Genomic DNA, 12,311 nt, shown 5'->3' on the forward strand with positions numbered 1-12,311 from the left:
ATTGATCATTCTAAAGAGACTAATATGCAAAAAATAGAGACATCATCGATATTTAAATTAACGGCTATTGCCGGATTGGCATGCCTGGCGCTTGCGGAAGCGCAGGCTGCGGCAGCTATAGCATCGGGACACGATTCTGAAGCCCTGTTGCAAGGCGCCGTGCGTTATCGCAATTTGAGCAGCTCAGGCATGGGCATGGGCATGAATAGTAATCCGAAGGAAATTTATATCGGCAAGGTGCCGCTCACGACGGCGGGCAACCGAACTGAAGGCGATGTAACGGGCGGCTTGAACAAGCCGATTCAGTTTAATTACGACTCCGATACACAAATCCTTTCGACAAAAGTCGGAACCGGCGCGTCCGCCGTCACGGTATCGCGCAACGTAGGTTCGCTCGGGACGCTCAACTATATTCTGATTAATGTTCAGAATAACAGCAGCGGCTGTAGCGGCATGATGTGTGGTGGCATGGGCGGCGGAGGTATGGGTAGCGGCATGGGCGGTGGCGGCTCATCGACCGTGTCGGTCGCGTTGAACGATGTCAAACTCAACGGCTCCGAGTTGACGACGGGTCTGGTCGGCGCCGCGAATGGTGCCAAATGGAACGTGACCGGTGAGGACTTGAGCGAAGGCTTTATCTTGGAAGGTTCGATTGCGCTGACCGGCACGCAGCCGATGAACGATACCAATCATATCGAAATCAGCGTGGGCTACAGTGATCAAACCGGGCCCAAAATCGACGGTCTCGGCGTCAATCCGAATCCTGCGCTACTCCATGGTACGACTACGCTGAGAGCAACGGTTTCCGAAGTGGAAACAGGCAACAACACTGTGGTCAGCGCCGAATACCGTTTGAATGGTGGCGATTGGGAACTTTTGAGCGCACAGGATGGGGCATTTGATAGCGTGACCGAGGATGTTATTGCCGAATTGCCAGCCGAGCAATTAGGTTCAAACGAAGTCTGTGTCCGCGGTACCGACAGCAAAGGCAATACCACCACACCACCGACTTGCACCACTTTTTTGGTCACCTATCGGTTTGAAGGTTTTAGCGCTCCACTGAATAACGAACTGATCAACACCGCTCAAGCCGGACAATCGATCCCCACCAAATGGCGCTTGACCGATGCCAATGGCATGCCAATTGAGGACAGCAGCAGTTTTGCCGGTTTCTATTCATATCCAATCGATTGTGAAACTGCCGCACACAGCCCACACGATGCCGTTGAAGAATATGCACCCGGCAACAGCGGCCTGCAAAACAAGCGCGACGGCAATTGGCAATACAACTGGAAAACGCCGAAAAGCTATTGGGGGATGTGTCGGGCGATGTATATCGAATTTGACAGCGGCGCTACATCGCCGGTGACTCTATTCCAGTTCAAATAAGGATATGAAAGAGAACGGTTAGAACTATACTCCCTTTATACTCAAAAACTGGTTAACTTTATGAAAGTATAGGGTATGGCTAGCGAGGATGTCGGCAGCAGGGCAGATTTTTGCTCCTCGGCAATTGCTAAGTTACATGGATGTAATGAATGCAGAAAATGCAGGAGCATTTTTCTGCCCTGCATTGCCCTAATACACGCCATCCGTGGCGTTCGGATTGCCGTCAAGCCCCCTCGGATGGGTTCACGGCGATCCTCGATAAACACATCCCCCTACCTTTTATTCTTAGACGGTTTTTCAATCAAAAGGGAGTAGTTTATGGGCAATGATTGACTATCTTGGGTAATTATCCTTTGACGGGCACTACCCCGATGCCGAAATTTGACTAGCAAAGAATATCTTTCATGCCAAGCTTTTGCTTGCCACTTCATAAACATCTTTGGAAATCGCCTCGGTCGACATGATACGTTCGAGCTCGGCTTTCATCAAAGCTTGCCGGCCCTCGTCATACCGCCGCCATTGCGTCAATGCGCCAACCATCCTCGATGCGACTTGAGGGTTGAGCGTATTCAATTCAATAATCCTGTCGGCTAAAAATCGATAACCTTTCCCGCTAGCTGCGTGAAAATGCAACGGATTGGCCTGGCTAAATGAGCCGACCAACGCACGAACGCGGTTAGGGTTTTTTAAATCGAAGTCGGGATGCTTCAACAGGCGTTCCACCGCATCGAAAGTGTCCGGCGGAATGGCTGTTGCTTGCAAAGCAAACCACTTGTCCAAGACCAGAGCCTCGTCGCGCCATTGCCGGTAAAAAGCATCCAAACAAGTTGCGCGGGCCGGATGCGGCGTATTGACGATGACGCTCAATGCGGCAATTTGATCGGTCATGTTTTTGGCCGTGTCGAATTGCTTGAGCGACCAGCGCTGTATTTCGGTATCGTCCAACTTACTCAAATAGCCGAGACAGACATTTTTAAGGCGGCGCCGACCGATTGCTTTAGCCTCGAAACAACCCGACTCGTCCCGGTGATTATCCAGATACAAGCCTCTTAGATCGTCTTCAAGGTGCTTTGCAATTTGACATACAACAAATTCGCGTGCCGTATGAATCGCTTCGACATCGATGATCGGCATTTGTTCAGCCAGATAAATTTCCGAAGGCAGACTTAACAATAACGCAAAATACGATAAATCCAACCAACCGTGCTGAGCGATTTTTCGGTAGGCTTCTATCAAGACCGGGTTGATCGTAAGCGAACGATCGTTTTGCAAATCTTCTACCAGCTCGGCAATGACACGTCCGGCCAACAGCTGGCCGGCTTCCCAGCGGTTGAACGTGTCCGGATCATGGCTCAGCAAAAATGCCAACTCTTCCAGCGAGCGTTGCATCTTGAGTTTCACCGGCGCCGAAAAGCCGCGCAACAATGAAATCACCGGTTTTTGCGGCAATTGCTCGAATACAAATGTTTGCTCTTTTTCGGTCAATTCAAGCACGATTTTATGACTGACTTGTTCGCTACCTTGCAATCGGCATTGCGCCAGATTGCCGTCCGGCAGGATCAATCCGGTTTTAATCGGTATATGCAGCGGTTCCTTGCGAGGCTGGCCGGGTGTCGGCGGGTTGTCTTGCTTAAGGGTCAGCGATAATGTTTGCGTATCGCTATCGTAATGTTCCGAAACGGTCAATACCGGCGTGCCCGCCTGTGAGTACCAACGCCGAAATTGCGTTAAGTCGACATCATTGGCCGCCTCCATCGCATTAACGAAGTCGTCGCAAGTAACTGCCTGACCGTCGTGTCGCTGAAAATACAGATCGCAGCCCTTGCGAAAACCTTGAGGACCGAGCAGCGTATGCAGCATCCGGACGACTTCGGCGCCTTTTTCATAGACCGTCAAGGTATAAAAGTTATTAATCTCGATATAAGCGTCGGGCCGGATCGGATGTGCCAGCGGCCCTGCGTCCTCGGCAAACTGACGGGTCCGCAATGCGTTTACGTCTTCGATACGCTTGACTGCTTTCGAGGTCCGGTCGCCGGTGAACTCCTGATCGCGGAAGACAGTAAAGCCCTCCTTCAGGCTCAATTGAAACCAATCCCGGCAAGTCACGCGGTTGCCGCTCCAGTTATGGAAATATTCATGACCGATCACGCCTTCGATATGCTCGTAATCGCTGTCGGTCGCGGTGTCCGGGCGAGCCAGGACGAATTTGGTATTGAAAATATTCAGGCCTTTGTTTTCCATCGCGCCCATGTTGAAATGCCCGACCGCGACGATCATGTACAAATCCAGATCGTATTCGAGTCCGTAAGTCTCCTCGTCCCAGCGCATCGCATTTTTAAGCGATTGCATCGCATGATCGCACTTATCGAGATCGTGGGCTTCGACAAAGATTTCAAGCGCTATCCTTCGCCCCGATTGCGTGATAAAGCTATCTCTGACGCATTCCAATTGCCCCGCCACGAGCGCAAACAAATAACATGGCTTATTAAACGGGTCTTCCCAGGTAACCCAGTGTTTATTATCGGGCAGTTCGCCCTGGGCCTTTTTGTTACCGTTTGACAACAATACCGGATATTTTTCCTTGTCGCCGACCAGCGTAGTTGTGAAGCGGCTCATCACATCGGGCCGGTCGAGATAATAAGTAATCTTGCGAAAGCCTTCCGCTTCGCATTGCGTGCACAGCATGTTTTTAGAGAGATACAAGCCTTCTAGTGCCGTGTTGGCTTTGGGATTGATCGTGTTTTCGATCGTAACGACGAATTTTTCGTGCTGCGGCACGTCGTGAATGACTAAAGATTCCTGTGTTTGCAAATAGCGGTCGGGGCTTAATGTATCGCCATTCAACTGAACGCCGAGCAAGGTCAGATTTTCGCCCAACAGAATTAAAGCACTGTCATCGACTTTCGAGGCCGGATTTCTGCTCATCGTCAACGTGGCAACGACACGCGTGCTTTCGTTATCCAACGTAAAATTCAAGTCGGTATCGTGGATCAGATATTCCGGCGGTTTGTAGTCTTTGAGATAGATCGTTTGAGGAGAGGCGTCACGCATAATTTAATTCGATATTTTTTGTGAAAGGAGGTTTACGTTGAAGTTTACCGTAAAAAAGTACTTATTGATGCTTTGTTCGGTTTAGTCGCTTGTTTTTATAGGCTAACGATCATGAACAAGCTGTCATCACCCCGGCAAATAAAAGTCCGAGGGGTGGTTAGGGTGCAGGAAGACGAAAAAAATAGACCGCATCCGTTTAATCGAATCCTTGGTGTTTTATTATGGCTATGTTCGCGTTAATAGTTGATACTTTTGAACTTAAAGCCAACATGAACCCCAAGGATTCAACTCTGAATAACTTTTTTTTCAATATCGCGCCAATGGCTGAAAGGAGGGTACGGTTGCTCGATTGACAGGTGTCGGCAGCAGGGATAGCTGCCGTCAAGCCTACATGGACGTATTCACGGCGTCCTGTCAAGCGAGTAATCGTACCCTCTTCCACGCTCAGCGTATTGGAAAGCAATCATTGACTATTTCCTAAGTGGTTTATTTAGTAGGAAAGAGAATCGTTTCAACTGCTAACGCGAACATAGCCTTTATTATTCGACTTCTACCGCTGCTCTTTGGCTGCGTATAAGGCTAACGTTACCCAAGCGGCGATGAATGCCAGACCGCCGAATGGCGTAATCATGCCCCACCATTTTTGGTCAAGCAAAGTCAAAAGGTACAAACTGCCCGAAAAGAGCACGATGCCTGCGAACATGAGCCATGCCGACCATGTCAATAATGCTTGCCGAGGGCTTTGCCGGTGCAGGAGGCCGATTGTACACAAACCTAACGAATGCCACATTTGGTAAGTCACGCCGGTTTTGAAAACTTCAAGCATATCGGAGCTTAGCACTGCTTTTAAGCCGTGCGCGCCGAATGCCCCCAAGCCGACACCAATGCCGGCACATAACGCGCCGACGACTAAAAAATTCCAACGCATGTTATCTTTCCTTTAGACGCGGCATTAATTGCACCAGATTACATGGCTTGGTCCGAAAATCCAGTTGAGCCCCGATCAATTCGTCCCAAGCCGTCTTGCAAGCATTCGACGAACCCGGCAAACAAAAGATATAGGTTCCGTTGGCGACACCGGCCACTGCGCGCGATTGTATCGTCGAGGTTTTGATCGTTTGATAGGAAATCATTCGGAAGACTTCGCTGAAACCGTCTAAGGTTTTATCGAGCAACGGCTCTACCGCTTCCGGCGTTCCGTCTCGACCGGTTACGCCGGTGCCGCCGGTGGTTAAAACCGCATCGACCGAGTCATCGGCGATCCACTGCGATAGCGCCGCTCTGATTCGATATATATTATCCGGAACGATTTTTTTTTCGGCAATTCGATGACCCGATGCCAGCGCCTTGTCGACCAGGATTTTACCCGAAACGTCATCGGCTTCGTTACGGGTGTCGGATACCGTCAGTACGGCAATATTGAGCGGAATAAAGGTTCGTTCGGTCATTGAGTTTGTCGTCAGTGATTTAAAAAATGGTAATTATTCAGCATAAGTCATGTATGAGAAGGTGTCAGGCATTGATTTATAAGGCTGTCTGCAACAGGACGTTGCAGTCAGAGCTTACAGGGATGTATTCACGCGTCCTTAGAAATCAATGCCTGACACCAACCTACCGCATGCGCTGAATAGTTACAAAAAATGCTATTTCAAAACCAAGAAGAAGGCTTCTTCGCCGCGCTGTATATTGATCAACAATGCGTTATTGGGATTGGCGACTTGAGCAAGTTCCTCTATTGTGCGAATCCGATAGCGATTGGCTGAAACGATAATGTCGCCCGGTCGTAATCCGGCTCGCCAAGGGTAGGAGTTTGTTGCTATCTGTTCGAATAAAACCCCTTCGATTTGATTTTTTTGCGTCGAGCTTAACACGGCACCGTCGAGACGAGGATGAATCGTTTTTCCGGCTAAATGAGGCCGCTGCGGCTTGCCGATTTCAGCTTGCACGAGCATTTTTTTATCGTCGCGCATAAAGCCGATATCGACTTTGGCACCGATTTTCATTAAACCGATCATATTGCGAATATCGTGACTGCCTTTGACTTTTTGGCCATTGACCTCGGTGATAATATCGCCCGGTTCGAGTCCGGCTTTTGCCGCGGGAGAATTGCCGGCCACTTTGCTGATTACGGCGCCGTGTTTGGTTTTTAAACCGAAGGCTTTAACCAGTTCGGGAGTCAAATCCTGAGTCGTTACACCCAGCAAGCCGCGCCGCACTTCGCCATGAGTGACCAGAGACTCCTTGATCGTCATCGCCATATTAGCCGGAATCGCAAAGCCGATACCGACATTACCGCCGCCCGGCGCCAGTATTGCGGTATTCATGCCGACAAATTCGCCGCGTAAATTGACCAATGCGCCGCCGGAATTTCCCGGGTTGATCGACGCATCGGTTTGAATGAAATCTTCATAACCTTCGATGCCTAAACCGGACCGACCCAGTGCACTGACGATACCCGAAGTAACCGTCTGACTTAGGCCGAATGGGCTGCCGATCGCAATCACGAAATCGCCGACTCTCAATTCGTCGGAGTTGGAAATAGGCAAGGCAACCAAGTTATCGGCGGCAATTTGTACGACCGCAACATCGGCTTCAGGATCGGCGCCGATCAATTTGGCATCGAGCTGACGTCCGTCGTGCAATGTCACCATGATTTTATCGGCTTTGTCGATGACATGGTTATTGGTCAAAACATAGCCTTTCGCGCTATCGACAATGACCCCGGACCCCAGGCTGTTGCGTTGTTGCTGGCGAGGCCGGTCCGGTAATTGAAAAAAATGTCGGAAAAATGGATCTTGCAATAACGGATTTTCCCTCACCTGAATATTAGTTGATGTCGATATATTCACGACTGCCGGCATGCTGCGTTCGAGAATGGGCGACAGCGACGGCAAAGGCTGTCCCTCCACCGCAACCGGCAATCCTGCCGATACTTGCGTAACGATTAAAAATCCGAATACTAACGTTAATAATAAACGACCGAATAAGTGATTCTTCATGAAAGTCCTCGACAGGCTTTAAAGTCAACGTAGACAATATAAGACTAAAAATGTTTAAAACAAGTCAGAATACTGAAAATGTGGCCGCATGAAGTATATGTTCAATAGGCACTTATATCCTAAATTCGGCAGTTTAACCATGAAGTTCATGAAGCTGGCCAAAGGCTTACCCTAAAATTTTGGATAACCTTATTAGGGAATCAAAAATGATTTGCATAGGCAAAATAAGGCTTTGAATTAACTTGTTATTCCTCATGATCTTCATGGTGAAATGCTTTATCTAAGATAATGAGCTATATTAATCACTTTAATCCTCATAATGAATTTGAATGGCTGTAGATATCAGCTCCGACGACGCACAAGCAATCCGTAAACTCGTTCCACTATCCATACTGCCCGGACCTCATTTTGAAGCATTGTGCGCCGAAGTCACCATCGAAACGGCAGAACGCGATGCTGTCTTATTTAAAAGAGGGGATACGGAAGCGGACTTATTTTATTTATTGGACGGCCAAGTTTCCTTGCAGGCTCAAGGCCTGGAGGTCGAAATAATTGACGCGGAAAGCGAATCGGCCCGCTTCGCCTTAGCTCACCAATTACCTAGAAAAATCGATGCCGTGGCGTGCAATAGCATTCGTTTTTTAAGGCTGCCCACGGAAACACTTAATTATTTATCGTCGCTGAGTTATGAAGAGGAAAGTAGCTACATGGTCATAGTCGAACCGGAAGACAACTCTGATGACTGGATGACAACTTTATTGAGGTCTCCGATATTTCAAAGATTGCCTCCGGCCAACCTACAAAAAATAATTATGAGCCTCGAAGAAGTCGTTTTTGAAAAAGGCGAAGCCGTTTTCCATCAAGGCGATCCGGGCGATTATTATTATTTGATCAAATCCGGCCAATGCTTGCTGACTCGCAAACCTTCCGAAAATGCCAAGGAGATCAAATTAGCGCTTCTAAGAACGAGCGATACTTTCGGCGAAGACTCTCTGTTATCGGATAAACCCAGGAATGTTACGATTACAGCCATCAGCAAGTTATCTCTGTTACGTCTTTCCAGACAGCATTTTATAACACTGATCAAAGAACCCGCGCTGAAATACATCGACTTCGAGCAAATGCAGCAAGAACAAGCCAATGGGGCGATCTTATTGGACGTCCGCTCGACCGAGGACTATAACCAAAACCATTTAGACGACAGCATTAGCGCGCCGTTCTTTACTCTACGAATGCAATTGAAAACGCTCAATCGTGCCCGCACTGTCGTGGTCGTTTGCGCTAATGGAAAAACCAGCGAGGCGGCTGCATTTTTGTTGCTCCGTAATAAGTTCAAGGCGCTTATTTTGGAAGGGGGAATGCAAAAGGTCTCGCCTGAACTTAAAAAAACGGCGGCTCTCTTCACGATCGACGATGGCTTCGAAACCACGTTTCGCAATAGCGAAAGCTCGGAAACAATCTCGGATAGAGAAGGCACTCCGACCGCGACGCATAAAACGAATCCCGATGACGAAGCGTTGCTCGAGCAAATCGAACGACTAAAAGCTCAAAACGAGGCTTTATCAGATATTAATCAAGAACTTACCGAAAGATGCAAGCAACTGGAAGCTGCCAAGGAAGATGCAATCAAGCAATACCGAATATTATTCAAACAAACGGAAAAGCTGAAAGAAGTGTTAGATAAACTGAAAAAACAATGATTACGGTATTAGACGAAAAAGCCACGGCTCTGTAAGCGTAACCGCGGCTTTCCGGGCAACGAAAGAAGTGTCGTCAAAAAATTATTTGATTTTAGCTTCTTTGTACATCACATGCTTGCGAACAACGGGATCGAATTTTTTGATCTCCATCTTCTCAGGCATTGTGCGTTTGTTTTTTGTCGTGGTATAAAAATGTCCGGTGCCTTCGGATGAAACGAGTTTGATTTTATCGCGCATGGTTGATCCCCTTATGCCTTAATACCTTGTTTACGCAAATCGGCCAAAACGGCATCGATGCCTCTTTTGTCGATAACGCGCATGCCTTTCGTGGAAACACGCAGGCGAACCCAGCGATTCTCGCTTTCCACCCAAAAACGATGATGTTGCAGATTAGGGCAGAAACGTCTTCTGGTTTTATTGTTTGCGTGCGATACATTATTACCGGTTACGGGGCGTTTTCCTGTAACCTGACAGACTCTGGACATGATTAACCTCTTTGTTTGCCATTGTTCAAAAATTAGCCGGCTTTTATACCAAAATTTAGCTGTCAGGTAAACCTTTTACTCCTTTCCGAAAGAAAAAACGTCCGTTCAACGAGAACCGACATTTCTCGTCTTGCGTGCTTTTCGCCCCCCTGTCGCGGCTTTATGGAGCATTCGTAAACCAAAAGAACAGATAGGCTTGTACATGGTATCGATCATTGAAACCTCATTACCATCGCCTGACAAGCTAAAACATCCTTTCCCAAGGCCTCTGAAACCGCTATAGTTGACGCATTATTGCCTCCCCTTTTAATTTCTGATTATTGAGAGTTTTTATGTCTTTAAAATTCGGCATGGTCATGGACCCGATCGATCGCATCAACATCAAGAAAGATACGAGCTTTGCAATGCTTCTTGAAGCTCAAAGCAGAGGGTGGGAGTTGCACTATATGGAACTCAATGATCTTTACATGCGTAACGGCCGCGCCTATGCGCGAACTCGTTTGTTGGAAGTTCAACGAAACTCCGAGCGTTGGCATCGATTTTCCGGCGAACAGGATATCGCCCTGGATCAACTCGATACGATCTTGATGCGCAAAGACCCGCCTTTCGATCAAGAATACATCTATGCGACTTATCTGCTCGAACGAGCCGAAACCTTAGGCGCTTATGTGATCAACAAACCCCAATCTTTGCGTGACGCCAATGAAAAACTGTTTACCGCATGGTTTCCGCAATGCTGCGCGGAAACCTTGGTTGCCCGCGAGCCGAAACGAATCCGCGAATTTTTGGCGGAACAAGGCGAGATTATTTTAAAACCGCTGGACGGCATGGGCGGTACGTCGATTTTTCATTTGCGCAAGGACGATCCGAATTTAAGTGTTATTTTGGAAACCATGACGCAATACAATTGTCGGTATGTGATGGCGCAAAAGTATCTACCCGAAATAAAAAACGGCGATAAGCGTATTCTGATCGTAGACGGCGAGGCGGTACCCTACGCGCTGGCTAGAATTCCGGCTCAAGGAGAAACTCGCGGTAACTTGGCTGCCGGCGGCAATGCGGAAGGCCGCGTACTAACCGCTCGGGATTCTTGGATTGCCAAGCAAATCGGGCCGACCTTACGCGAAAAAGGTTTAATTTTTGTCGGCATCGACGTCATCGGCGATTATCTCACCGAAATCAACGTCACCAGCCCGACTTGCGTGCAAGAACTGGATAAGCAATTCGGACTGAACATCGCCGGACAATTGATGGATCATATTGAATTAAAACTTCGCTGAATTTCCCGAAAATTTATTGAATTCATATTCAAAACCGAAAAAGCGTTCAAAATGCAGCGATCGGCCGTTATTTTTTCTAAACCAAGCCCTTTCTCAGATCCATACCAATGGTATACCTTTCGCACTTCAAATTTCGGCAGTGCCCGAGGTGGTGCCGGGGTATACGGCAAAGGCTTTGCCAGCATAGAGCTGGCATAGAGCCTACATGGACGTATTCACGGCGTCCTTTGACGGACACCCCGGTGCCGAATATTGATCTACGATGAGTATAGAAGCGGCGGAGTAAATGGTTCTGTCGAAAATCATAGAAAACAGCGTAGCCCGGATGGAGCGTAGCGCAATCCGAGAAGTACCGCCGCGGGGCGGATTATTCAGCCCGCCCCGAACATTTTGGTTTGGGCAAAGTCGACACATCAAGGCAGGGTTGCAAACCACGTCCTGTAAGATACTTCCTTTAAGCTAAGGTTTGTAGTTTAATGAAAAAATCACGGATTCCATTTAGTCTTTAGCAATCAAAAGATTATGACAGCTTCGAACACTTTCTTGAATAGAGCTACCAACACATCGGAAAACGATGCGTTATTGATCACGCTATTTATTGCCGCTTTACTTCATATTGGAGTCATCCTAGGCATCAATTTTTCAATGCCCAAACAGGAAGAGACTCATCGTGCAATCGAGATCACTTTAGCCACGACGCCGGCACAAAAAGCGCCTAAACAGGCCAGTTTTCTAGCCCAGGAAAATCAAATCGGCGCCGGTAAACAAAAAACCAAGCCGGAACCCCCCAAGCAAAAACTGCCCAGCCGCGGGACCCTGCCTAACAAGCAGCCGCAAAGCAAACCGGTTCAACGTCAAACCGCAGCCCCCAAAAAAATAATCAGCACGATTCGCCCCGCAGAAACAAAAGCGCCCCCCGCACCGGCTAAAGTCCCGGCTGAACCGCAAAGCAAACCGGTTCCGAAAATAACCGCCGCAGCCTTGCAACAACAAATTGCGCAGCTGGGCACCGAAGTCCGGCAACAGCAACTCAGCGCCGACATCAGTAAGATCAAACATGTCAATGCTGTGAGCACCCATAAATACGTCGCTTCGCAATATGAGATGGACTGGAAAAAAAAGGTGGAAGCGACCGGTAACCTTAACTACCCTGAAGTCGCCCGTAAAAAAAACTTTTTCGGCACGTTGACGATGGAAGTCGGCATCAATCCGGACGGCACGATATATAATATTCGAATCAAACGTCCTTCAGGCAATGCAGCCTTAGACGAAGCCGCCAAAAGAATCGTTCGTTTAAGCGCACCGTTTCCGCCATTGCCGCAAGAATTGCTCAAGGAGTTGGATGTTTTAGTGATTACCCGGGTTTGGAAGTTTTCGGACGAATCGGGAATGTCAGCACGTTAACTC

10 protein-coding genes are annotated in these 12,311 nt (G+C 48.2%); 4 read left to right on the forward strand and 6 right to left on the reverse strand.

Annotated features, from left to right (window positions below; genetic code table 11):
• Positions 1-24: 24 nt before the first annotated feature.
• Positions 25-1,389: a PxKF domain-containing protein gene (locus tag EQU24_RS21005; RefSeq protein ID WP_017841677.1), complete on the forward strand. Its 1,365-nt coding sequence runs from the start codon at positions 25-27 to the stop codon at positions 1,387-1,389.
• Between the two features lie 402 nt (positions 1,390-1,791).
• On the opposite strand, the gene pepN is transcribed toward EQU24_RS21005, so the two are convergent.
• From pepN to EQU24_RS21025, 4 genes are all read right to left on the reverse strand, one after another.
• Positions 1,792-4,440, reverse strand: coding sequence for an aminopeptidase N (gene pepN / locus EQU24_RS21010; protein ID WP_017841676.1), 2,649 nt, complete (start codon positions 4,438-4,440; stop codon positions 1,792-1,794).
• A 550-nt stretch (positions 4,441-4,990) separates the two neighbouring features.
• Positions 4,991-5,368 (reverse strand): DUF423 domain-containing protein, encoded by a 378-nt coding sequence (locus EQU24_RS21015; protein WP_017841674.1) that lies wholly within the window; start codon positions 5,366-5,368, stop codon positions 4,991-4,993.
• Position 5,369: 1 nt separating this feature from the next.
• Positions 5,370-5,888, reverse strand: coding sequence for a molybdenum cofactor biosynthesis protein B (moaB, locus tag EQU24_RS21020; protein ID WP_017841673.1), 519 nt, complete (start codon positions 5,886-5,888; stop codon positions 5,370-5,372).
• A gap of 195 nt (positions 5,889-6,083) precedes the next feature.
• Complete coding sequence (locus tag EQU24_RS21025; protein ID WP_017841672.1) at positions 6,084-7,439, reverse strand: DegQ family serine endoprotease; 1,356 nt, start codon at positions 7,437-7,439, stop codon at positions 6,084-6,086.
• Positions 7,440-7,768: 329 nt separating this feature from the next.
• On the opposite strand from EQU24_RS21025, the gene EQU24_RS21030 reads away from it, so the two are divergent.
• A complete protein-coding gene (locus tag EQU24_RS21030; RefSeq protein WP_017841671.1) occupies positions 7,769-9,139 on the forward strand; it encodes a cyclic nucleotide-binding domain-containing protein in 1,371 nt (456 codons plus the stop codon).
• An 81-nt stretch (positions 9,140-9,220) separates the two neighbouring features.
• On the opposite strand, the gene rpmG is transcribed toward EQU24_RS21030, so the two are convergent.
• Together rpmG and rpmB are read right to left on the reverse strand one after the other, a co-directional pair.
• Positions 9,221-9,376 (reverse strand): 50S ribosomal protein L33, encoded by a 156-nt coding sequence (gene rpmG, locus EQU24_RS21035; RefSeq protein ID WP_014150284.1) that lies wholly within the window; start codon positions 9,374-9,376, stop codon positions 9,221-9,223.
• Positions 9,377-9,387: 11 nt separating this feature from the next.
• On the reverse strand, positions 9,388-9,624 hold the full coding sequence (rpmB, locus tag EQU24_RS21040; RefSeq protein WP_014150285.1) for a 50S ribosomal protein L28: 237 nt from the start codon (positions 9,622-9,624) through the stop codon (positions 9,388-9,390).
• Between the two features lie 332 nt (positions 9,625-9,956).
• Here rpmB and gshB point away from each other — a divergent pair, with 332 nt between their 5' ends.
• Positions 9,957-10,904 (forward strand): glutathione synthase, encoded by a 948-nt coding sequence (gshB, locus tag EQU24_RS21045; protein WP_017841670.1) that lies wholly within the window; start codon positions 9,957-9,959, stop codon positions 10,902-10,904.
• Positions 10,905-11,426: 522 nt separating this feature from the next.
• The gene (locus tag EQU24_RS21050) at positions 11,427-12,308 is read left to right on the forward strand and encodes an energy transducer TonB (RefSeq protein ID WP_017841669.1); all 882 of its coding nucleotides are present in this window, start codon (positions 11,427-11,429) and stop codon (positions 12,306-12,308) included.
• The last annotated feature ends 3 nt before the right edge of the window (positions 12,309-12,311 follow it).

Source organism: Methylotuvimicrobium buryatense (genome assembly GCF_005931095.1).
Taxonomy (GTDB): domain Bacteria; phylum Pseudomonadota; class Gammaproteobacteria; order Methylococcales; family Methylomonadaceae; genus Methylotuvimicrobium; species Methylotuvimicrobium buryatense.

Coding starts and splice junctions, on each gene's coding strand:
- EQU24_RS21015 (WP_017841674.1), bottom strand. CDS start 5,368: ATGCGTTGGAATTTTTTAGTCGTCGGCGCGTTATGTGCCGGCATTGGT.
- pepN (WP_017841676.1), bottom strand. CDS start 4,440: ATGCGTGACGCCTCTCCTCAAACGATCTATCTCAAAGACTACAAACCG.
- EQU24_RS21030 (WP_017841671.1), top strand. CDS start 7,769: ATGGCTGTAGATATCAGCTCCGACGACGCACAAGCAATCCGTAAACTC.
- EQU24_RS21050 (WP_017841669.1), top strand. CDS start 11,427: ATGACAGCTTCGAACACTTTCTTGAATAGAGCTACCAACACATCGGAA.
- EQU24_RS21005 (WP_017841677.1), top strand. CDS start 25: ATGCAAAAAATAGAGACATCATCGATATTTAAATTAACGGCTATTGCC.
- moaB (WP_017841673.1), bottom strand. CDS start 5,888: ATGACCGAACGAACCTTTATTCCGCTCAATATTGCCGTACTGACGGTA.
- EQU24_RS21025 (WP_017841672.1), bottom strand. CDS start 7,439: ATGAAGAATCACTTATTCGGTCGTTTATTATTAACGTTAGTATTCGGA.
- gshB (WP_017841670.1), top strand. CDS start 9,957: ATGTCTTTAAAATTCGGCATGGTCATGGACCCGATCGATCGCATCAAC.
- rpmG (WP_014150284.1), bottom strand. CDS start 9,376: ATGCGCGATAAAATCAAACTCGTTTCATCCGAAGGCACCGGACATTTT.
- rpmB (WP_014150285.1), bottom strand. CDS start 9,624: ATGTCCAGAGTCTGTCAGGTTACAGGAAAACGCCCCGTAACCGGTAAT.